This is a genomic window from uncultured Jannaschia sp., from assembly GCF_947503795.1.
GTDB lineage: Bacteria > Pseudomonadota > Alphaproteobacteria > Rhodobacterales > Rhodobacteraceae > Jannaschia.
In genome coordinates this window covers 62,587-82,916 of sequence record NZ_CANNEZ010000003.1, presented here as the reverse complement: position 1 = coordinate 82,916, position 20,330 = coordinate 62,587, and the positions used below count along the sequence as shown (strand labels likewise).

The window sequence follows — 20,330 nt, the reverse complement described above, 5'->3', positions numbered from 1 at the left end:
GGACGGGGGCATCGAGCCCCCGTCCGACGCGGCCTCCGGCGGAGGTATTTCCGGCCAGAGGATGAGGGGACGTCCGCGTCCCGACGGAGCCCAGCGAGACCATGCTAGCCAACGCTAACAGACTGACGCCCTACCTCTTTCTCGCCCCTGCGGTGGCGGTGATGGGCATCGCGCTGCTCTATCCGATCGGCTACATGATCTACGCCTCGTTCCTCGACTGGAACCCGTCCCAGCGGATCGGCGAGGCCGAGTGGGTTGGCCTTCGCAACTACGTCAACCTGCTGGGCGACGCGGCCTTCCGCGAGAGCTTCTGGGTGACGATCAAGTTCGCCGCCATCGTCGTCTCGGTCGAGATGGTGCTGGGGGTGGGACTGGCGCTTCTGCTGGACCGGGAGCTTCGGGGCATGACGATCCTGCGGACGGTGTTCATCCTGCCGATGATGATCGCGCCCATCGTCGTCGGCCTCGTTTGGCGCTACATGTACCACCCCACCGTCGGGACCTTCAACAAATGGCTCGACGGGTTGGGCCTGTCCTCGGCGCCTTGGCTGTCGGATGGCAACTGGGCCTTCGCGTCCATCGTCATCGCCGATGTCTGGCAGTGGACGCCCTTCATCTTCATCCTGTCGCTCGCCGCGCTGCAATCCATGCCCAAATCGGCGATGGAGGCCGCGCGCATCGACGGCGCGTCGGGCTGGCAGCTGATCTGGCACATCAAGCTGCCCCTGATGCTGCCGGTCCTGATCGTGACCGCGCTCCTGCGCCTGATCGATGCCTTCAAGGTGCTCGAGGTGATACTCGTGATGACCAACGGGGGGCCGGGCCTGTCGACCGAGATCCTGGCGCTCCGCATCTCGCGCACCGCGTCGGAGTTCCGCGAGCTGGGCTATGCCGCCGCGATGTCGAACCTGCTGCTGATCCTCCTGCTGATCCTGACGATCGTGATGTTCGGTTACACCAAGCTGACCGAGGCGCGCGCCGCCCGGCTGGCGCAGGCCCGCGAGGTCGAGGTGACATGACCGCCCGTCCGAACCCCGCCTTCTACGCCCTGCTGATCGCCCTGATCTTCATGGCGCTCGGGCCGATCGTCCTGATGGTGGCGAATTCGTTCAAGCTGAATGTCGAGATCACATCGCCGACGGCGTCGTTCCTCTTCACGCCGACGATCCAGAATTACGAGACGGCGCTCTGCCACTGGCTGCCCTACGAGCCCGAACATATCCGCCGCTGCGACCGGACCTTCGGGCGGGCGCTGGGCAATTCGCTGGTCATCTCGCTGGTCTCGACGGCGCTGACGCTGATCCTCGGCTGCATGGCGGCCTACGCGTTGGTGCGGTTCCGCTTCATGGGGCGGCAGGTCACGTCGCTGACCACGCTGATGGTGCGGATGGTGCCGCCGGCGGTGCTCTTGGTGCCGGTCTTCGGCATCTGGACGTTCCAGTTCGGCATCGACGGCACCATCGCGGGCATCGTGCTGATCTACGTGGCGATGAACCTGCCTTTCGTGATCTGGATCCTGCAGAGCTTCATCGTGCAGGTCCCCATCCAGCTGGAGGAAGCGGCGCGGATGGACGGTGCGGGGCCGTTCCGGACGTTCTTCCTCGTGGTGCTGCCGCTCATCAAGCCGGGGCTGGCGGCGGCGGCGATCTTCACCTTCCGCATCGCGTGGAACGAGTTCCTGCTGGCCAACGCGCTGGCCGACCGCTCGACCCGGACGGTGCCCGTGACCATCGTCAACAGCCTGACCGAGTACGACATCGACTGGGGTGTCATCATGGCGACGGGCACCCTGCTCGCCGTGCCGCCCATCATCTTCACGCTGGTCGCCTCGCGCCAGATCATCACCGGCATGACCGCCGGGGCGGTGAAGGGGTGAGGCGCGGTCCGGCGCAGCCGGCGAACGGTCCAGTGGACCGTTCGAGCGCTGAACGGGCGGAGCCCCGGGCCGAAGGCAGGCGCAGACCTGCCCCGTCGGCGAGCCTCCCGCCGGGCCGTTCGAGCGCCGAGCGGGCGAAACCGCGGGCCGCGACCTGCGCCCTTCACGGGCTGCCCGTCGGCACCGCCACGCGCGACGGAGGATCGGCGGGGGCGGCCCCGTGATCGACTGGCTCTTCACTCCGATCGATGCGAGCCGCGCCCACGACCTGAGCGTCGCGGTCAAGTATCATGCGCGCGTGATGGTGATCGCCTGGGGCATCCTCGTGCCCCTGGGCGTGATCGCGGCGCGCTTCTTCAAGGTCCTTCCCCGGCAGCGCTACCCCGAGGTGGTCGACAACCGGGCGTGGTGGCGCGCACATCTTACGGCGCAGATCGGCGCTCTGATCCTGACGCTGGTCGGGATGTGGCTGATCCTGACGCGGCCCGAAGTGACGTCCTCGCTGACGGCGACGTCGTGGCTGCACCGGTCGCTCGGCTGGGCGGTCCTGTGGCTCGGGATCATGCAGGGCGCGTCCGGGGCGTTCCGGGGCTCGCGCGGGGGGCCGGACGATCCGAGGGGCTCGATGCGGGGCGATCATTACGACATGACGCCACGTCGTCTTGCATTCGAAGCGATGCACAAGGTCTCGGGCTATGCCGCGCTGATCCTGTCGATGGGGGCGGTGCTGACCGGGCTCTGGCAAACCAATGCGCCGCACTGGATGTGGATCGTCCTGCCGCTCTGGTGGGGTTTGATGGGCACGCTGTTCTGGCTGTTCCAGAAGCGCGGCATGGTGATCGACACCTATGCCGCGATCTGGGGGCCCGACGCGATCCATCCGGGCAATGCCCGCCGGAGGCCGCCCGAAGCCGGCGAGTGATCGCCTTGCGCCTGATCGCGAAGAATGATCCGATCCGCGCCATCAAGCCCCGCCAAGGGGATGCAACCAACCGGGAGACCACGATGCTTCGCACCACGACTGCGATCCTTACGCTTGCCATGCTGGCCGGCGCCGCCAATGCCGAGACGCTGCGCTGGGCGCGCGCCGGCGACAGCCTGACGCTCGACCCCCACGCCCAGAACGAGGGACCGACCCACACGCTCGCGCACCAGATGTACGAGCCGCTCATCATCCGCGACCAGACCGGCGCGTTCGAGCCCGCGCTCGCCACCGACTGGGCCCCGAAAGAGGGCGACCCGAACGTCTGGGTCTTCAACCTGCGCCAGGGCGTCAAATTCCATGACGGCGCCGATTTCACGGCCGAAGATGTCGTCTTCAGCTTCGAGCGCGCCAAGACCGAAACGAGCGCGATGAAGGAGCTTCTGACCTCCATCGTCGAAGTCCGCGCCGTCGACGACCACACGGTCGAGTTCGTGACCGACGGGCCGAACCCGATCCTGCCGAACAACTTCACCAACCTGTTCATGATGGACAAGGACTGGACCGAGGCGAATGGCGTCACCGCAGTGCAGGACATCGCCAGCGGCGAGACGACCTATGCCGCGACGAACCTCAACGGCACGGGGCCCTACACCCTTGTCTCGCGTGAGCCGGATGTCCTGACCGTGATGGAAGCCAACCCGGAGTACTGGGGCGCGGGCGAGTTCCCGATGGGCTACGACCGGATCGAGTACACGCCGATCCAGAACGCCGCGACCCGCGTCGCAGCCCTCCTCTCGGGCGAGGTGGACTTCATCCAGGACGTGCCGGTGCAGGATCTCGAGCGGGTGTCGGGCACCGACAACCTGACCGTGAAGACCACGCCGCAGAACCGGACGATCTTCTTCGGGATGAATTCCGGGGCCGAGGATCTCGAGAACGACAGCGTCGACGGGGCGAACCCGCTGGCCGATGTCCGCGTCCGCCAGGCCATGAACATGGCGATCAACCGCGGCGCAATCCAGCAGGTCGTGATGCGCGGCCAGTCCGAGCCGACGGGCGTCATCATGCCGCCCTTCGTCAACGGCTGGACCGAGGCGCTCGACGCTCTGCCCGAGGGTGACATGGACGCGGCCAAGGCGCTGATGACCGAAGCCGGCTACGGCGACGGCTTCTCGATCCAGCTCGACTGCCCGAACGACCGCTACGTCAACGACGAGGCGATCTGCCAGGCGGCCGTCGGCATGCTGGGCCAGATCGGCATCACGGTGAACCTGAACGCCCAGTCTAAGGCGCAGCACTTCCCGTTGATCCAGAACGGCACGACCGACTTCTACATGCTGGGCTGGGGCGTTCCGACCTACGATTCGGAGTACATCTTCAACTTCCTCGCCCACACGAAGGACGGTGAGCGCGGGTCGTGGAATGCGACGGGCTTCTCCAATCCCGAGCTCGACGCGAAGATCGTGTCGCTGGCCTCCGAGACCGATCTCGATGCGCGCAACGCCACCGTCGCCGAGATCTGGTCCACGATCCAGGACGAGACGCTGTACCTGCCGATCCACCACCAGGTGCTGAACTGGGGCATGACCGACGCGGTCGGCACCGAGGTCTCGCCGGAGGACGATCCGAAGTTCAAGCATTTCAGCGTGAACTGATCAGTCGACCTGAGTATCGAAGGGGCCCTCCGGGGCCCCTTTTTTTCTTATGCGCGGCTGTCTGGTGTGCGGACTTTTCCGACCTTCGCTGCGGCTGTGCCAATGGCCGCTTAGGCGATTCAGTGAAACGTGGTAGGGTCAAAATTCACAAATTGGAAAAAGTTGATTGTCATGAATAACGATAAGAAAATTTCCACACACTATCGCCATGGAAACCTGCTAACCGCGATTCAGGCTGGCCTTGAAAAACAGGGCATTAAACCTGAAAATGCCAGTGTTGAGGATCTTGGCCCAGTAGATGAATTTCACATTGGTGGGCGGGCCGCGAGCATTCATTTTCTGGACCAGTTAAATATATCGCCGTCCCAAAGCATACTCGATATCGGCTGCGGTTTGGGAGGTTCAGCGCGTTTCGCTGCGAAGACTTACGGAGCAAAGATTACTGGGATTGATCTGACATCTGAATACGTTGAGGTTGGGCAGCAACTTTGCGATTGGGTCGGCTTGTTGGATAGCGTAAAACTCCAGCAAGGTAGTGCACTTTCACTTCCTTTTGAGGATGCAAGTTTCGACGGCGCATTCATGATGCATGTCGGTATGAACATCGAAGACAAGCATATGCTGATTTCTGAGGTGTCCCGTGTTCTGAAATCCGGTGCAAAGTTTGGTATCTACGATATCATGAAAGACAATGAAGAAGAGCTTGTTTACCCTGTTCCTTGGGCAACAACCTCTGAAACAAGCTGGGTTGCAGAGCCCAAAGACTATCGAATGATACTTGAAAATAACGGATTTGTCGTCGCTGAGGAAATTAATCGCCACGACTTTGCAATGGATTTCTTCAAGAAAATGAAGGCCGCAAGCAGTGCCGCTGGAGGACCACCCCCTTTGGGTTTACATGTTCTCATGCAGCAGACAACCGCAGAAAAAATCCCAAATATGGTAGCAAATTTGGCTGCAGGGCGCATCTCACCTATCGAAATGATTGCGGTTAAAGGCGCATAGAACTTTACGCTATAGCGTGGCTCTATCGGTGTGATGAAGGCGGTCGGATTAACATCGATGCACAGAACAGCGGACATCCAGGTAGCTTGCAGCATCGGTCAGATTGGGCTCGAAGCCGACCTTTGCCGCGCCGCCCTCACCGCAGCCACCCCGCCTCGAAGCTGACCTCGGGTATGCCAACCAGCCGCGCGGTCCGGTCCAGCGCCGCTTCGAGCCGCGCGGTTCGGCCCGTGCCGAAGCGGATGCCCGGCTCGGGCCAGACCGCGCGGACCTGGAGTCGGTCGGCGTCCCGGTCGACCTTGGCGTCGATGCGCCCGACGAGGCGGTCGCCCTCGAGGATAGGAAAGACGTAGTAGCCGTAGGTGCGCTGCGCCTCGGGCACGAAGATCTCGATCCGGTAGGAGAAGCCGAACAGGCGCTCGGCGCGCTTGCGGTCCCTCAGCGCGGGATCGAAGGGCGACAGGATGCGGAGGCGGCTCGTCACCTCGGGGACCGGTGCGCCGAGCAGGGCGGGTCGCAAGATGCTCTTCCGCCAACGCCCGTCGACGCATTCGATCTCGGCCTCCGCCACCTCGCCCCGCGCCCGCGCGGCCGCCACCCAGTCCTTCGCCTCCGCGGGCGAGATCAGGTCCCAGAACGCCGCGAGTTCGCCATGCGTAGCGAAGCCCAGCCGGTCGAGCGCCGCGCCGCAGGCCCAGTCGATCGTCGCCTCGGTGTCGTGTCGCATGGCCAGCCGCTCGGCCGGGATCACGTTCTCGGTCAGGTCGTAGACCTTGCGGAACGCGTCCCGCCGCGTCACCGAGAGCGCCCCAGTCCGCCAGAGATATTCCAGCGCGACCTTCGAGGGATGCCAGTTCCACCACCCGCCCGCGGCGCGCGGCTCCTCGGGGGCGAGATCGGCGGAGCAGCACGGCCCCTCGTCGCGAATATGTCGCAGGACGTCGTCGATCTTCGCTGCCGCGTCCCGTCCGCGCGCGGCCCATTGCTCCGCCAATCGCGCCTCGTAGCGGGCGAATTTCAGCCGCCAATGCGGGAAATGGGCCATGTCGATCATGCTGGCATCGTGGGTCCAGTGCTCGAACACGGCGCGGTCGCGGTCATGCAGCACATGCAGGTTGCGCGGCCGGTAGGCGGGGCGGCGGGCGTGCAGGATCATGTGATGCGCGCGAGCGACCGTCTGCACGCTGTCGAGCTGTACGAAGCCGAGATCCGAGATCACCGATTGCAGATCTGCGCCGCGGCCCGGACCCGACGGCGTCTCGGCCAGCCCGTGCCGGTCGAGGAAGATCGCGCGCGCGGTTCGGTTGTCGATGCGGGGCAGGGCGGCCATCCCCGACGCATCGCAAACCCGTCGCGCGAGGGGAAGTGATTTGACGCCACCGGAGGTTGTGCCACCTTCCGGTGATATGATCCACGGGGGACCCCAGATGAAACCGATCCTGACCGCCGCGCTTTTGGCCGCGGCCCTGCCTGCCGGTGCCGCCGAGCTGCGCTACGCTTCGACCACCGATCCCAACACGCTCGACCCCAATGCGGGCAATTCCGCCCCCGTCTTCAGCCTTCTGGGCAATGTCTACGAGGGCCTCGTCCGGCGCGGCCGCGACATGTCGATCGAACCTGCGCTCGCCACCGCGTGGGAGCCGATCGGCGACGGCGAAGGCTGGCGGTTCACCCTGCGCGAGGGCGTCACCTTCCATGGCGGGCAAGACTTCACCGCCGAGGACGTCATCTTCAGCTACGAGCGGGCGTCGTCCGAGCAATCCGACACGTCGAGCTGGTTCGCAGGCGTCACCGAGGTGCGCGCCGACGGCGACTTCGCGGTCGAGATCATGACCGCCGCGCCGAACCCGATCTTTCCCGACAGCATCGCCAACTGGATGATGCTCGACAGCGGATGGGCCGCCGAGAACGGCGCCGAGCGCCCCAATATCGAGCAGGGCAACTTCGCCACCACGGCGACGAACGGCACCGGCCCCTACATGGTCGCCGATCGCCAGCCGGGCCTGCGGACGGTTCTCGAGGCCTATGATGGCTGGTGGGACGACGATCGCGGCAACGTCACCCGCGCGACGTTCCAGCCGGTGCAGAACTCGGCCACCGCGGTGGCGGCACTGCTCTCGGGCGAGCTCGACCTGATCGAGCCGGTTCCGGTGCAGGACGCGGCGCGCGTCGAGAGCGCGGAGGGCGTCGAGGTGATCCGGGGCATCGAGGCGCGCGTCATCATGCTGGGCTTTCCGCACGACGCCGACGCCCTGATCGCGGGCGGCGAGGGCAATCCTTTCACCGATGTCCGCGTCCGGCAGGCCGTGGCGCACGCGATCAACGTGCCCGCGATCCTTCAGACCGTGATGCGCGGCTCGGCCGAGCCGGTGGCCCAGCTCATGGGCGCCGGGATGCGCGGCTATACCGAGGGGCTGGAGCGGCCCGAATACGACCCCGAGCGCGCCCGCGCCCTGTTGGCCGAGGCGGGCTATCCCGACGGCTTCACCTTCTCGCTGAAATGCACCAACGACCGCTACCTCAACGACGAGGCGGTCTGCACCGCGATCAACGCGATGCTGGCGCAGGTCGGCCTCTCGCCGCTCTTCGAGACGATGCCGGTCGCCAATTACTGGAACACGCTGCGCGAGGAGGATCACGACATGTATCTCCTCGGCTGGTCGCCCGGCACCTTCGACGCCGAGCATCCGATCCGCTTCCTTCTGGCGACCCCGAACGAGGAGGCCCGGCTCGGGTCGTGGAACTTCGGCGGCTTCTCGAACGCCCGCATCGACGAGCTTCTGCCGATGATCCAGTCCGAGATCGACGACACCGCGCGTCAGGCGATGCTCGACGAGGTGGCGCGGATCCAGCTCGACGAGGCGGCTTATGTGCCGCTCTACGTCCAGCCCCTGATCTGGGGCGTCGCGGATGGCGTCGACGTCGTGCAACGGCCCGACAACTTCGTGAACCTGCGCTGGATCACCGTCGCGGAATGACGTCGGGCGGGGGCCCGCGCGGCCCCCGCTCCATCCGGGTTGACGTTCATGCGGCCTTGACCGCCCGCCGCCCGAGCGCGACACCGGTTGCATGCTCGCCTACATTATCCGCCGCGTGATCCAGTCCTTCATCGTCCTTCTGGCCGTGGGTCTGGTCGCGTTCTCCATGTTCCGCTTCGTCGGCGACCCGATTGAGAGCCTGCTGGGACAGGAGCGGACGGTGCAGGACGTGGAGCGGCTGCGCGAGGCACTGGGCCTCAACGACCCGTTCCTCGTGCAATACGCGAGCTTCCTCGGTCGCGCGCTGCAGGGCGATTTCGGCATCAGCTACCGGCAGGCCCGCCCCGTGGCCGAGATCATCGCCGAACGCGCGCCCGCCACGCTCGAGCTGGCCGCCGTCTCGGGCATCCTCGCCATCGGGCTGGGGATCGCGCTGGGCGTCTTCACGGCAATCCGCCGCGACGGGTGGGGGGCGAACATCGTCATGTCGACCTCGCTGATCGGGGTTTCGCTGCCGACCTTCCTGATCGGCATCCTTCTGATCTACATCTTCGGCGTACAGCTCAGGTGGCTGCCCACCTTCGGCCGCGGCGAGGTGGTCGATCTCGGCTGGTGGACGACCGGCCTGTTGACGGAAAGCGGTCTCAAATCGCTGATCCTGCCGTCGATCACGCTGGGGCTCTACCAGATGACGCTTATCATGCGGCTGGTCCGATCCGAGATGCTCGAGGTGCTGCGACAGGACTACATCCGTTTCGCGCGCGCCCGCGGACTCTCGGCCCGGTCCGTCAATTTCCGCCATGCGCTCAAGAACACGCTGGTGCCGGTCATTACGGTAACCGGCCTGCAACTGGGCGCGATCATCGCCTTCGCCATCATCACCGAGACGGTGTTCCAATGGCCCGGCGTCGGCCTTCTCTTCATCAACGCGGTGCAGTTCGTCGACATCCCCGTGATGGCCGCCTACCTGATGCTGATCTCGGTGATGTTCGTGATGATCAACCTTCTGGTCGACATCCTATACGTTTGGGTCGATCCGCGCCTCCGCATCGACGGGAGGCACGCATGAGCGACGTCACCGACGCCACCCGGCAAGGCCCCAAGCCCGAGGGCCGACTGGAGGCCGCCGAGCAGGTTCGCCCCTCCCGCTGGAAGAGTATCCGCGACAGCGACATCGCCTATTCCTTCGGACGCTCGCCGGTGGCGATGGTCGCCGCGTTGGTGACGCTGCTCCTCGTGCTCTCCGCGATCTTCGCGCCGCTGATCGCGACGACGAACCCGTTCGATCCCGCCTCGCTCAACCTGATGAACGGCTTCACGCCGCCCGGCACCGACAATGCCTTCACCGGCGAGAGCTTCTGGCTCGGGACCGACGACCAGGGCCGGGACGTGTTCTCGACCATCCTCTACGGGATGCGCATCTCGCTCTTCGTGGGCGCGATGGCGGTGCTCTTCGCGATGGTCCTCGGGATCGCGCTCGGCCTTCTGGCAGGCTATGTCGGCGGCTGGGTCGACAGCGTCATCATGCGCGTGGCCGACGTGCAGCTGACCTTTCCCTCGATCCTCGTCGCCCTCCTGATCTTCGGGATCGCGCGCGGCCTGATCCCGATCGAGCATCGCGACCAGATGGCGATCTGGGTGCTGATCATCGCCATCGGCCTGTCGGACTGGGTGCAGTTCGCCCGCGTTGTGCGCGGTGCCACGCTGGTCGAGAAGAACAAGGAATACGTGCAGGCCGCGCGTCTGATCGGCCGCAAGCCCGGTGCGATCATGTTCCGCCACATCCTGCCCAACGTCCTGTCGCCGGTCCTCGTGATCGCGACGATCTCGCTGGCGCTGGCCATCATCGCGGAAGCCACGCTCAGCTTTCTCGGCGTGGGCGCGCCGCCGACGCAGCCCAGCCTGGGCACCTTGATCCGCATCGGCCAGGACTTCCTCTTCTCCGGCGAGTGGTGGATCCTCTTCTTCCCCGCCGTCACCCTTCTGGCACTGGCGCTCTCGGTGAACCTTCTGGGCGACTGGCTGCGCGACGCGCTGAACCCGAGGCTGCGATGACTACCCCCGTCCTGACCCTCGACGGGCTGACCGTAGATATTCCCACGCGTCATGGCACGCTGCGCCCGGTCGACGATGTCTCCTGGACGATCGACGCGGGCGAAATCCTGGGCGTGGTGGGCGAATCCGGGGCCGGCAAGTCGATGACCGGCAACGCGGTGATCGGCCTGCTGGACCCGCCGGCGCATATCTCGGGCGGGCAGGTCCTGCTGGAGGGCAAACGGATCGACAACCTCACGCTGCCGGAGATGCGGCGCATCCGGGGCAAGCGGATCGGGATGGTGTTCCAGGACCCGCTGACCTCGCTCAATCCGCTCCTGACCGTGGGCGAGCAGTTGACCGAGACCATCCTGCGGCATCTCGACATGAGTGCGTCCGAAGCGCTGGCCCGCGCGGTGCGCGGCCTCGACGAGGTCGGCATCCCGGCCGCCAAGGACCGGATGGGCGCCTACCCGCACGAGTTCTCGGGCGGGATGCGCCAGCGGGTCGTCATCGCGCTCGCCCTCTGCGCCGAGCCGACGCTTCTCGTCGCGGACGAGCCGACGACCGCGCTCGACGTCTCGGTCCAGGCGCAGATCACCGCGCTCCTCAAGCGTCTCTGCCGCGAGCGGGGCATGGCCGCGATGCTGGTGACGCACGATATGGGCGTCATCGCCGAGACGGCCGACCGCGTCGCAGTGATGTATGCCGGGCGGCTAGCCGAGATCGGCCCCGTCAGCCAGATCATCGGCCAGCCGCGGCATCCCTATACCGACGGCCTGATGGCCTCGACGCCCGCCGCCAGCGCCGGGCAGGCGCGGCTGCGGCAGATCCCCGGCGCGATGCCGCGGCTGAACGCGCTGCCCGATGGCTGCGCGTTCTCGCCCCGCTGCCCGCGCGCGCAGGATCGCTGTCGCCACGATCCGCGCCCGAAGGTGGGCGAGGCCGACGGGCGCGCCGCCTGCTGGTTCCCGATCGACGCGGCGGAGGATGCGGCATGAGCCTCGTGAAGGTGCGCGCCCTGACCCGCGTGTTCGACGTCTCGAAGCCGTGGCTGAACCGCCTGATCGAACGGCTGCCGAAGCGGATGCTGACTGCGGTGTCCGATGTCGACTTCGACATCCCCGAACGCACGACCTACGCGCTGGTGGGTGAGAGCGGGTCGGGCAAATCGACGATCGGCAAGATGGTCGTGGGCCTCCTGCGACCGACAGAGGGCAATGTCGAGATCGAGGGCATCGACCTCTTCGCCGAGCGCGATCCGGAGGTCATCGACCGCATCCGGACCGACATCCAGATGATCTTCCAGGACCCGTTCGCATCGCTGAACCCGCGCTGGCGGGTACGCGACATCATCGCCGAGCCGGTCGCCTCGCGTGGCGGCGACGTGGCCGGGCTGGCCGAGCGGCTTCTGGAGCAGGTCGGGCTCGCCGCCGAGGATGCGGGAAAGTACCCGCACCAGTTCTCGGGCGGCCAGCGGCAGCGGATCTGCGTCGCCCGCGCGCTCGCCTCCGAGCCGAAGCTGATCGTCTGCGACGAGCCGACCTCGGCGCTGGACGTCTCGGTGCAGGCCCAGGTCCTGAATCTCATGTCCGACCTCAAGGACGAGCACGGCCTGACCTACCTCTTCATCAGCCACGACCTGACCGTCGTGCGGCACATGGCCGACACGATCGGGGTGCTCTATCTCGGGCGGCTGGTCGAGGAGGCCGCGCCCGGCGATCTCTTCACCCGTCCGGCGCATCCCTACACCGCGATGCTGATCGACGCGGCGCCGAAGCTCGACGCCTTCGGCCGCGAGGTGACGCCGCCCGAAGGCGAGATCCCCGATCCGATCGACCCGCCCAAGGGCTGCGCCTTCCACCCCCGCTGTCCGCTCGCCACCGAAATCTGCTCGGCCGAGCGGCCCCGGCTCCAGCCCTTCGGTGACGGCCGAGTCGCCTGTCACCACGCGGGTCAAGTCCGGCTCGAAACCGCGGCCTGATACCCCTTTTCCTCTGGCCCCAAATACCTCGGGGAGCGCGAGGGGCTGGCCCCTCGCTCCCGCCCCCTGCAAGATGCGCCGACGACCGCGACAGGAGGACACCGCCATGGACTGGGCGACAAGCCACGACCGCCGCTTCGACAGCTTCGTCCTGGGCAACGCGCCGCTCAAACGGCTGGCCACGGGATTTTCGTGGACGGAAGGGCCGGTCTGGTTCGGTGATGCCGATTGCCTTCTCTTCAGTGACATCCCTGACAATCGCATCCTGCGCTGGTCGCCCGAGACGGGGATCAGCACCTTTCGGGCGCCGTCGAACTTCGCGAACGGCCATACCCGCGACCGGCAGGGGCGGCTGATCAGTTGCGAGCATGGCGCGCGCCGCGTCACGCGCACCGAACATGACGGCACGATCACCGTGATCGCAGACGGGTTCGAGGGTCACCGGCTCAACTCGCCCAACGACGTGATCGTGGCCTCGGACGGCGCGATCTGGTTCAGCGATCCGCATTACGGCATCGCCATGGATTACGAGGGCGCCCGCGCCGAACAAGAGATGCCCTGCCGCGTCTACCGCGTCGATCCCCAGGGCGGGATCGAAGTGAAGGTCGATGACCTGCAATGCCCCAATGGCCTCGCGTTCTCGCCCGACGAAAGCCTGCTCTACGTTGCCGATACGGGCCGCATCTTCACTGACGACCGCAGACACCTGCGCGTCTACGACACGGGGCCCGGCATCCTGGCGGGGCGGGATTTCTTCGAGGTGGACGTGGGCTTCACCGATGGGCTGCGGCTGGATGAGGACGGCAATATCTGGTCCTCGGCCGGGGACGGCGTCTGGTGCCTGTCGCCCGGCGGCGACCTGATGGGCAAGATCCTCGTGCCCGAGACCGTGTCGAACGTCTGCTTCGGCGGCCGGTCCAAGCACGTTCTCTACATCACAGGTACGACCAGCCTCTATTCCATCGCGCTGAACCGTCGCGGGGTGCAATGGCCATGATACATCCCGTCATCCTCTGCGGCGGCTCGGGCACGCGGCTCTGGCCACTGTCGCGCAAGTCGCGGCCGAAGCAGTTCGCCGATCTTCTGGGCGGCGAGACCCTGTTCCAGTCCTCGGTGCAGCGGGTCGCCTCCGAGGGCTATGCCGCACCGCTCGTCGTGACCGCCGACGATTACCGCTTCGTGGTCAAGGAGCAGCTCGACGAGATCGACACCACGCCACAGGCCATCGTGATCGAGCCCGCGCCGCGCAACACCGCCCCCGCGATCCTCGCCGCCGCCCGGCTTCTGGCGCGGGACGATCCCGCGGCCGTGATGCTGGTCCTGCCGTCGGATCACGCGATCCCCGATGCCGCCGCGTTCCGGGCCGCCGTGGCCGAGGGGCTGGACGCGGCGCGCGCCGGGCGCATCGTCACCTTCGGCATTCGCCCCGACCGGCCCGAGACGGGCTACGGGTATCTCGAGCTCGATGGGACGGGGGCGTCGGGGGCGCAGACGCTGTTGGGCTTCGTCGAGAAGCCGGACGCCGAACGCGCCGTCGAGATGCTGGCGGCGGGAACGTATCTGTGGAACGCGGGCATCTTCCTCTTCCGGGCCGATACGATGATCGCCGCCTTCGACGCGCATTGCGCCGACCTGTCCGACCCCGTGGCCGACGCCGTGGCCGGGGCCGAGGTGGATCTTGGGTTTCTGCGCCTCGATCCGGCGGCCTGGGCGCGGGCGCGTGACATCTCGATCGACCACGCCGTGATGGAGAAGTCCGACGCGCTCTCGGTCGTGCCGTTCGACGGCGCGTGGTCCGATCTGGGCGACTGGCAGGCGATCTGGCGGGCCGATGGCGATGACATGGTGACCCATGGCGCGGTCACTGCGATCGATTGCGAAGGCAGCCTTCTGCGGGCCGAACGCAAGGGCCAGGTTCTGGTGGGCGTGGGCCTGACGAATATCGTCGCGGTGTCGATGGGCGACGCAGTGCTCATCGCCGACCGGGGACGCGCGCAGGACGTCAAACTCGCGGTCGATGCGCTGAAGGCCGAGGGCCTGCCGCAGGCAGCGCAGCATCCCGTCGATTACCGGCCTTGGGGCTGGTACGAGAGCCTCGTGCAGGGGGACCGCTTCCAGGTGAAGCGCATCGTCGTGAAACCCGGCGCCTCCCTCAGCCTCCAGAGCCATCACCACCGGTCCGAGCACTGGATCGTCGTCGAGGGTACGGCGCGGGTCACCGTCGACGAGGACGTGCGGCTCCTGGGCGAGAACCAGTCGGTCTACATCCCGCTCGGCGCGGTGCATCGGCTGGAGAACCCGGGCAAGGTCGACATGGTCCTGATCGAGGTCCAGACCGGCAGCTATCTCGGCGAGGACGACATCATCCGCTACGAAGACAAATACGCCCGGACATGAAACGCTTTCCATCGCGCGCCCGAGGTGGTGTCATCGCTACCGACAGGGAGGGTCGTCCATGAATTGCGTCTTCGTCCAGATCCGGTGCCGACCGGGCGCCACCTATGCCGTGGCCGACGCGATCGTTCTCAAGGAGATTCACTCGGAGCTCTACTCCACCAGCGGCGAGTTCGACCTGTTGATGAAGCTCTACATCCCTGAGGGAGAGGATACGGGGCGGTTCATCAACGACAACCTGCTGGATATCGACGGAATCGAGCGGACCTTCACGACGATCACATTCAACACGTTCTGACCGGACGACACGACAGGGGACAGGGACCATGAAGACGATACTGACCGCGGCACTCGCGGCACTGATCGCGAGCGGCGCGATCGCAGAAGGGCACAACACGGTGAAGGTCGGCATGATTACCACGCTGTCGGGCGGCGGCGCGGGTCTCGGGATCGACGTCCGCGACGGGTTCATGCTGGCCGTCAAGGACCGCAAGGAAATCGAGGTCGTGATCGAGGACGACCAGCGCAAGCCGGACATCGCGGTGCAACTCTCGGACAAGATGATCCAGTCCGAGGAGGTCGACGTGCTGACCGGGATCATCTGGTCGAACCTTGCGATGGCGGTGGTGCCGGGCGCGGTGGCGCAGGGCAAGTTCTACCTGTCGCCCAATGCCGGGCCGTCGGCGCTCGCCGGGCGGGGCTGCCACGAGAACTACTTCAACGTCGCGTGGCAGAACGACAACCTGCACGAAGCGGCGGGCGCGCATGCGAATTCCGCGGGCTACGCCAACACATTCATCCTCGCGCCCAACTATCCCGCGGGACAGGACGCGCTGACCGGGTTCAAGCGCTTCTACGAGGGCGAGCTTGCGGGCGAGCTCTTCACCGAGCTGGGACAGGCGGATTACGCGTCCGAACTGGCGCAGATCCGGGCGTCGGGCGCGGATTCGGTGTTCTTCTTCCTGCCGGGCGGCATGGGGATCAGCTTTCTCAAGCAATATGCCGATAGCGGCATCGACCTGCCGGTCGTCGGCCCCGCGTTCAGCTTCGACCAAGGCATCCTGCAGGCGGTAGGCGACGCGGCACTGGGCGTGGCGAACACCTCGCAATGGTCCAAGGATCTCGACAATGCCGCGAACGTCGCCTTCGTCGAGGCGTTCCAGGCCGAGTACGGACGCCTGCCGTCGCTCTATGCCAGCCAGGGCTATGACACGGGCAAGCTCCTGATCTCGGCGATGGATGTGGCTAGCATCGACGATCCCGACGCGTTCCGCGCGGCGCTTGAGATGGCCGATTTCGACAGCACGCGCGGCGATTTCGCCTTTAACTCGAACCACCATCCGATCCAGGACATCTATGTCCGCGAGGTGGTGCGCGAGGGCGACGTGCTGACCAACCGCATCATCGGCGTGGCCCTCGAGGATCACGGCGACGTCTACGCGACCGAGTGCCAGTTCTGACGATGCGACCGGGCGGGGCTGGGGCCCCGTCCAGCGGCCCGAGGGGGCATTGGTGGATATCTTGACGAGCCTGCCGATGATCCTCGGCGTTGCACTGATCGCGTCGGCCTCACCCGGTCCCGCGACCTTGGCCATCGCGGCCACCTCGATGGGACAGGGCGCGCGCGCAGGGCTGCGGCTGGCGGCGGGCGTCCTCACGGGTTCGCTGATCTGGTCGGTCGCGGCGGCCGCGGGCCTCGCCGCGCTGATGCTGCGCCACGGCTGGACGGTCGAGGCGATCCGCATCGCCGGGGCGGGCTATCTCTTCTGGCTGGCCTTCAGATCCGCGCGTGCCGCATGGCGCGGCGGGCCGCCACCGGTCGCGGCGACCGCGCGGGGGTCGTTCCGCAAGGGCCTGTTGCTGCATCTTACGAACCCCAAGGCAATCTTCTTCTTCGGTGCGCTCTACGCGGTGATCCTGACGCCCGGGCAATCGCCCGTAGGATTGGGCATCGTCGTCGCCGCCGTCGGCGCCCAGAGCGCGGCGGTCTTTCTCGGCTACGCGCTGCTTTTCTCGCGCGCAGGGCCGATGGCAGCCTACCGGCGGGCCCATCGCGGCATCGCGGCCCTTTCGGCGCTCGCGTTCGCGGGCTTCGGCCTCCGGCTTCTGACCGCCCGCCTGTCATGAGCGCGATCCTTCTGGTCGAGCAGGTCCTCAACGGCCTGCAACTGGGCGTCATGCTGTTCCTGATGGCGGCGGGCCTGACGCTGGTCTTCGGGGTGATGGGCCTCATCAATCTCGCGCATGGGTCGCTCTACATGGTGGGGGCCTTCGCGGCCGCATTGGTCGCGGGTGCCACGGGGTCGTTCCTGCTGGGGCTGGCGGCGGCGCTCGCGGCGGCCGCGGCGGCGGGGGCGATCGTGGAGCTCGTGGTCATCCGCAGGCTCTACGACCGCGATCATCTCGACCAGGTGCTGGCGACCTTCGCGCTGATCCTGATCTCCTCGGAGGGCACGCGCTGGGCCTTCGGGTCCTTCCCGCTCTATCTCGATACGCCCGCATGGCTGTCGGGACCGATCCGCCTGCCGGGCGGGATCGACTACCCGCGCTACCGCCTCTTCCTGATTGCCGTGGGCCTCGGGGTGGCGGGCGCGCTCTTCTGGCTGATCCGGCGAACACGGCTGGGCATACGCATCCGCGCGGGTGAGGCCGACCGCGAGATGATCGCCGCCCTCGGCGTCGATATCGGCAAGCTCTACACGCTGGTCTTCGCGCTGGGCGCGGCGCTCGCGGGCTTGGCGGGGGCGCTGGTGGGCGCGATCCAGTCGGTGCAGGTCGGCATGGGCGAGCCGGTGCTGATCCTCGCCTTCGTGGTGATCGTTATCGGAGGCATCGGCTCGATCGAGGGGGCGTTGGTCGGCGCGCTCCTGGTGGGGCTGACCGACACGCTGGGAGGCGTGCTCCTCCCCGCCGCGTTCCGCCTCGTGATGGATGGATCGGCGGCGGCCTCGGCGGGGTCGGCCGTCGCGTCGATGGCGGTCTACGCGCTGATGGCGGCGGTGCTCTTCTGGCGACCACGGGGTCTTTTCGGATGATACCGGAGCGGGTGCTGAACGCGGTCCTCCTCGGCGGGCTGGCGGCGATCGCCGGGATCGCCTGGGTCACGGGCGAGATCTTCACCGTGACGCTGGCCACGCGGGTCGCGATCCTGGCGCTCGCGGCGGTTGGGCTGAACCTCGCGCTGGGCCTCGGCGGGCTGGTCAGCCTCGGGCACGCGGTGTTCTTCGGGATCGGCGGCTACGCGATGGGGATCCTTGCCAGCCACGCCCAGAGTTACGATCCGATCCTGACCTGGCCCGTGCTCTTCGAGGGCAGCACTTCGATGCCCGTCATCTGGCTGGTGGCCATGTCGGTCTCGGCCCTCGCCGCCTGGCTGATCGGCCTCGTCACGCTCCGGACCTCGGGCGTGTATTTCATCATGATCACCTTGGCCTTCGGGCAGATGTTCTACTATTTCGCGATCTCCTGGCCGGCATATGGAGGCGAGGACGGCCTCTCGATCTATGTCCGGAACGGGTTCCCGGGGCTGAACACGCTCGACCCGATCCAGTTCTTCGGCCTCTGCCTCGCGGTGCTCCTCCTTGCGCTTTGGGTCGTCGCGCGGCTGACCGCATCGGGCTTCGGCCTCGCGCTGGGCGCCGCGCGGCAATCCGAGGCGCGGGTGCGCGCGGCCGGGCTCGACCCGATGCGCCTCAGGCTGACGGCCTTCGTGATCTCCGGGGCGATCACCGGCCTCGCGGGCGCGCTCTTCGCCGATCTCAACCGCTTTGTGTCGCCGACGATGTTCGCGTGGCAGATGTCGGGCGAGCTGATCGTGCTGGTCATTCTCGGCGGCGTCGCACGGCTCTGCGGGCCGGTGGCGGGGGCCGCGCTCTTCGTGGCGCTGGAGCACTGGCTGGGCGGCGTCTCCGACTACTGGCAGGTCTTCCTCGGCCTGCTCCTGCTGGCCGTTGTCCTTTTCGCCCGGGGCGGCATCATCGGCGGCCTGACCGGGCGGTCCCATGGCTGAGCCGGTGCTCGAGGCCCGCGGCCTGACCAAGCGGTTCGGTGCGCTGGTGGCCAGCCGGGATGTGTCGCTCGACCTGCGCCCCGGTGAGATCCACGCCGTGATCGGCCCGAACGGCGCGGGCAAGTCCACCCTCATCGCGCAGCTCTGCGGCCAGATCGCGCCGGATGCCGGGACGGTGCGTCTGGACGGCGCGGACGTGACCGCGTGGTCGATCGAGGCGCGCGCCCGCGCCGGGATCGCGCGGACGTTCCAGGTCTCGGCACTCGCGGGCGAGGACAGTGTGCGCGATAACGTCCTCCTCGCCGCGATGCGCGGCACAAGGCCGGCGCTCTGGCGGGCAGTGCGCGGAGACGCGGTCCTCCGTGACAGGGCCGAGGCGGCCTTGGCACGCGCGGGTCTCGACCGCCCCGACGCCCGCGTGTCGGACATCTCGCATGGCCAGCGGCGGCAACTCGAGGTCGCGATGGCGCTCGCCCAAGGCCCGCGCGCCTTCGTCATGGACGAACCGATGGCGGGTCTCGGCGGCGAGGGGACGCGGCGGCTGACAGGGCTTCTGGACGGGCTCCGGGCCGAGGCGCCGATCCTGCTGGTGGAGCACGACATGGATGCGGTCTTCGCGCTGGCCGACCGGGTGTCCGTCATGGTCGAGGGCGCCGTGATCGCCACCGGGACCGTCGCGGAGGTGCGCGCCGACCGGGCCGTGCGCGATGCCTATCTCGGGGCCGACGCATGACCCTTCTGTCCGTCCGCGACCTGACCGCCGGCTATGGCGGGGCGCAAGCGCTTTCGGGCGTGACGCTCGAGGTGGGCGCGGGCGAGGTCGTGGCGCTGATGGGCCGCAACGGGATGGGCAAGACGACGACGATCCGGGCGATCTGTCGGATGATGCCCTCCGGTGGAACGATGGTGTTCGACGGCACCGACCTCGCGACCTTGCCATCGCACCGCGCGGCCCGGCTGGGCATCGGCCTCGTGCCCGAGGGACGGCGTTGCTTCGCGCCGCTGACCGTGGCCGAGAACCTCGCCGCGGCGGCCCGGCCCGGCCCGTGGGATGTCGCAGCGATCCGCGGTCTGTTTCCACGGCTGGGCGACCGGATGGGACAGGTCGCGGGCACGCTTTCGGGGGGCGAGCAGCAGATGCTGGCGATCGGGCGCGCGCTGGCGACGAACCCGCGCCTCCTGATCCTCGACGAAGCGACCGAGGGGCTGGCCCCGCTCGTGCGCACCGAGATTCGGGCGGCGATCCGGCGGCTGAAATCCGAGACGGGCCTCGCCATCCTGATCGTCGACAAGTCGCTGGTCGAACTCCGCGAGGTGGCCGACCGCGCCGTCGTGCTCGAACGCGGGCGCGACGTCTGGACGGGCGGGCTGGACGCGCTGGACGCGGCGACGGCTGATCGGTTGCTGGGGGTGTGACATGGGCTCGCCATCGCGATCTGTGTCGAGATGTGCGGCATGGATCGCCAAGTC

20 protein-coding genes are annotated in these 20,330 nt (G+C 67.2%); 19 read left to right on the top strand and 1 reads right to left on the bottom strand.

Going from position 1 to position 20,330, the window contains the following annotated elements; genetic code table 11:
- The first annotated feature begins 101 nt into the window (after positions 1-101).
- From Q0833_RS15835 to Q0833_RS15815, 5 genes are all read left to right on the top strand, one after another.
- Positions 102-1,019, top strand: a complete 918-nt coding sequence (locus Q0833_RS15835; RefSeq protein ID WP_298437195.1) for a carbohydrate ABC transporter permease — start codon at positions 102-104, stop codon at positions 1,017-1,019.
- Positions 1,016-1,876: a carbohydrate ABC transporter permease gene (locus tag Q0833_RS15830; protein ID WP_298437192.1), complete on the top strand. Its 861-nt coding sequence runs from the start codon at positions 1,016-1,018 to the stop codon at positions 1,874-1,876. Before Q0833_RS15835 ends, Q0833_RS15830 begins: the two co-directional genes overlap by 4 nt.
- A gap of 220 nt (positions 1,877-2,096) precedes the next feature.
- Positions 2,097-2,798, top strand: a complete 702-nt coding sequence (locus Q0833_RS15825) for a cytochrome b561 domain-containing protein (protein WP_298437189.1) — start codon at positions 2,097-2,099, stop codon at positions 2,796-2,798.
- Positions 2,799-2,881: 83 nt separating this feature from the next.
- Complete coding sequence (locus Q0833_RS15820; RefSeq protein ID WP_298437186.1) at positions 2,882-4,456, top strand: ABC transporter substrate-binding protein; 1,575 nt, start codon at positions 2,882-2,884, stop codon at positions 4,454-4,456.
- Between the two features lie 171 nt (positions 4,457-4,627).
- Entirely contained in the window at positions 4,628-5,461 is an 834-nt protein-coding gene (locus Q0833_RS15815; protein ID WP_298437183.1) for a class I SAM-dependent methyltransferase, read from the top strand.
- Between the two features lie 136 nt (positions 5,462-5,597).
- Here Q0833_RS15815 and Q0833_RS15810 read toward each other — a convergent pair whose 3' ends face one another.
- Positions 5,598-6,791 (bottom strand): crosslink repair DNA glycosylase YcaQ family protein, encoded by a 1,194-nt coding sequence (locus Q0833_RS15810; protein ID WP_298437180.1) that lies wholly within the window; start codon positions 6,789-6,791, stop codon positions 5,598-5,600.
- Positions 6,792-6,888: 97 nt separating this feature from the next.
- On the opposite strand from Q0833_RS15810, the gene Q0833_RS15805 reads away from it, so the two are divergent.
- From Q0833_RS15805 to Q0833_RS15740, 14 genes are all read left to right on the top strand, one after another.
- Entirely contained in the window at positions 6,889-8,439 is a 1,551-nt protein-coding gene (locus tag Q0833_RS15805) for an ABC transporter substrate-binding protein (RefSeq protein WP_298437176.1), read from the top strand.
- Between the two features lie 91 nt (positions 8,440-8,530).
- Positions 8,531-9,508, top strand: a complete 978-nt coding sequence (locus Q0833_RS15800) for an ABC transporter permease (protein WP_298437173.1) — start codon at positions 8,531-8,533, stop codon at positions 9,506-9,508.
- On the top strand, positions 9,505-10,494 hold the full coding sequence (locus Q0833_RS15795) for an ABC transporter permease (RefSeq protein ID WP_298437170.1): 990 nt from the start codon (positions 9,505-9,507) through the stop codon (positions 10,492-10,494). Before Q0833_RS15800 ends, Q0833_RS15795 begins: the two co-directional genes overlap by 4 nt.
- On the top strand, positions 10,491-11,474 hold the full coding sequence (locus tag Q0833_RS15790; RefSeq protein WP_298437167.1) for an ABC transporter ATP-binding protein: 984 nt from the start codon (positions 10,491-10,493) through the stop codon (positions 11,472-11,474). The genes Q0833_RS15795 and Q0833_RS15790 overlap by 4 nt, the downstream gene beginning before the upstream one ends.
- The gene (locus tag Q0833_RS15785; protein ID WP_298437163.1) at positions 11,471-12,457 is read left to right on the top strand and encodes an ABC transporter ATP-binding protein; all 987 of its coding nucleotides are present in this window, start codon (positions 11,471-11,473) and stop codon (positions 12,455-12,457) included. The genes Q0833_RS15790 and Q0833_RS15785 overlap by 4 nt, the downstream gene beginning before the upstream one ends.
- Positions 12,458-12,563: 106 nt before the next feature.
- Positions 12,564-13,454 (top strand): SMP-30/gluconolactonase/LRE family protein, encoded by an 891-nt coding sequence (locus Q0833_RS15780; protein ID WP_298437160.1) that lies wholly within the window; start codon positions 12,564-12,566, stop codon positions 13,452-13,454.
- Complete coding sequence (locus Q0833_RS15775) at positions 13,451-14,854, top strand: mannose-1-phosphate guanylyltransferase/mannose-6-phosphate isomerase (RefSeq protein ID WP_298437157.1); 1,404 nt, start codon at positions 13,451-13,453, stop codon at positions 14,852-14,854. Before Q0833_RS15780 ends, Q0833_RS15775 begins: the two co-directional genes overlap by 4 nt.
- A gap of 58 nt (positions 14,855-14,912) precedes the next feature.
- Complete coding sequence (locus Q0833_RS15770; RefSeq protein ID WP_298437154.1) at positions 14,913-15,149, top strand: Lrp/AsnC ligand binding domain-containing protein; 237 nt, start codon at positions 14,913-14,915, stop codon at positions 15,147-15,149.
- A 28-nt stretch (positions 15,150-15,177) separates the two neighbouring features.
- A complete protein-coding gene (locus tag Q0833_RS15765; protein ID WP_298437151.1) occupies positions 15,178-16,311 on the top strand; it encodes an ABC transporter substrate-binding protein in 1,134 nt (377 codons plus the stop codon).
- Positions 16,312-16,363: 52 nt separating this feature from the next.
- Positions 16,364-16,978 carry a LysE family transporter gene (locus Q0833_RS15760; protein WP_298437148.1) on the top strand — a complete coding sequence of 205 codons (615 nt, stop codon included), beginning with the start codon at positions 16,364-16,366 and terminating at the stop codon, positions 16,976-16,978.
- The gene (locus Q0833_RS15755; RefSeq protein ID WP_298437144.1) at positions 16,975-17,886 is read left to right on the top strand and encodes a branched-chain amino acid ABC transporter permease; all 912 of its coding nucleotides are present in this window, start codon (positions 16,975-16,977) and stop codon (positions 17,884-17,886) included. Before Q0833_RS15760 ends, Q0833_RS15755 begins: the two co-directional genes overlap by 4 nt.
- Entirely contained in the window at positions 17,883-18,860 is a 978-nt protein-coding gene (locus Q0833_RS15750; protein WP_298437141.1) for a branched-chain amino acid ABC transporter permease, read from the top strand. Before Q0833_RS15755 ends, Q0833_RS15750 begins: the two co-directional genes overlap by 4 nt.
- Complete coding sequence (locus Q0833_RS15745; protein WP_298437138.1) at positions 18,853-19,593, top strand: ABC transporter ATP-binding protein; 741 nt, start codon at positions 18,853-18,855, stop codon at positions 19,591-19,593. Before Q0833_RS15750 ends, Q0833_RS15745 begins: the two co-directional genes overlap by 8 nt.
- On the top strand, positions 19,590-20,276 hold the full coding sequence (locus Q0833_RS15740; protein ID WP_298437135.1) for an ABC transporter ATP-binding protein: 687 nt from the start codon (positions 19,590-19,592) through the stop codon (positions 20,274-20,276). The genes Q0833_RS15745 and Q0833_RS15740 overlap by 4 nt, the downstream gene beginning before the upstream one ends.
- Positions 20,277-20,330 lie beyond the last annotated feature (54 nt).

Bases quoted from the DNA above. Each gene is read 5' to 3' on its own strand.
- Q0833_RS15835 (WP_298437195.1), top strand. From the start codon at position 102: ATGCTAGCCAACGCTAACAGACTGACGCCCTACCTCTTTCTCGCCCCT.
- Q0833_RS15830 (WP_298437192.1), top strand. From the start codon at position 1,016: ATGACCGCCCGTCCGAACCCCGCCTTCTACGCCCTGCTGATCGCCCTG.
- Q0833_RS15820 (WP_298437186.1), top strand. From the start codon at position 2,882: ATGCTTCGCACCACGACTGCGATCCTTACGCTTGCCATGCTGGCCGGC.
- Q0833_RS15815 (WP_298437183.1), top strand. From the start codon at position 4,628: ATGAATAACGATAAGAAAATTTCCACACACTATCGCCATGGAAACCTG.
- Q0833_RS15810 (WP_298437180.1), bottom strand. From the start codon at position 6,791: ATGGCCGCCCTGCCCCGCATCGACAACCGAACCGCGCGCGCGATCTTC.
- Q0833_RS15805 (WP_298437176.1), top strand. From the start codon at position 6,889: ATGAAACCGATCCTGACCGCCGCGCTTTTGGCCGCGGCCCTGCCTGCC.
- Q0833_RS15800 (WP_298437173.1), top strand. From the start codon at position 8,531: ATGCTCGCCTACATTATCCGCCGCGTGATCCAGTCCTTCATCGTCCTT.
- Q0833_RS15795 (WP_298437170.1), top strand. From the start codon at position 9,505: ATGAGCGACGTCACCGACGCCACCCGGCAAGGCCCCAAGCCCGAGGGC.
- Q0833_RS15790 (WP_298437167.1), top strand. From the start codon at position 10,491: ATGACTACCCCCGTCCTGACCCTCGACGGGCTGACCGTAGATATTCCC.
- Q0833_RS15785 (WP_298437163.1), top strand. From the start codon at position 11,471: ATGAGCCTCGTGAAGGTGCGCGCCCTGACCCGCGTGTTCGACGTCTCG.
- Q0833_RS15780 (WP_298437160.1), top strand. From the start codon at position 12,564: ATGGACTGGGCGACAAGCCACGACCGCCGCTTCGACAGCTTCGTCCTG.
- Q0833_RS15775 (WP_298437157.1), top strand. From the start codon at position 13,451: ATGATACATCCCGTCATCCTCTGCGGCGGCTCGGGCACGCGGCTCTGG.
- Q0833_RS15770 (WP_298437154.1), top strand. From the start codon at position 14,913: ATGAATTGCGTCTTCGTCCAGATCCGGTGCCGACCGGGCGCCACCTAT.
- Q0833_RS15765 (WP_298437151.1), top strand. From the start codon at position 15,178: ATGAAGACGATACTGACCGCGGCACTCGCGGCACTGATCGCGAGCGGC.
- Q0833_RS15755 (WP_298437144.1), top strand. From the start codon at position 16,975: ATGAGCGCGATCCTTCTGGTCGAGCAGGTCCTCAACGGCCTGCAACTG.
- Q0833_RS15750 (WP_298437141.1), top strand. From the start codon at position 17,883: ATGATACCGGAGCGGGTGCTGAACGCGGTCCTCCTCGGCGGGCTGGCG.
- Q0833_RS15745 (WP_298437138.1), top strand. From the start codon at position 18,853: ATGGCTGAGCCGGTGCTCGAGGCCCGCGGCCTGACCAAGCGGTTCGGT.
- Q0833_RS15740 (WP_298437135.1), top strand. From the start codon at position 19,590: ATGACCCTTCTGTCCGTCCGCGACCTGACCGCCGGCTATGGCGGGGCG.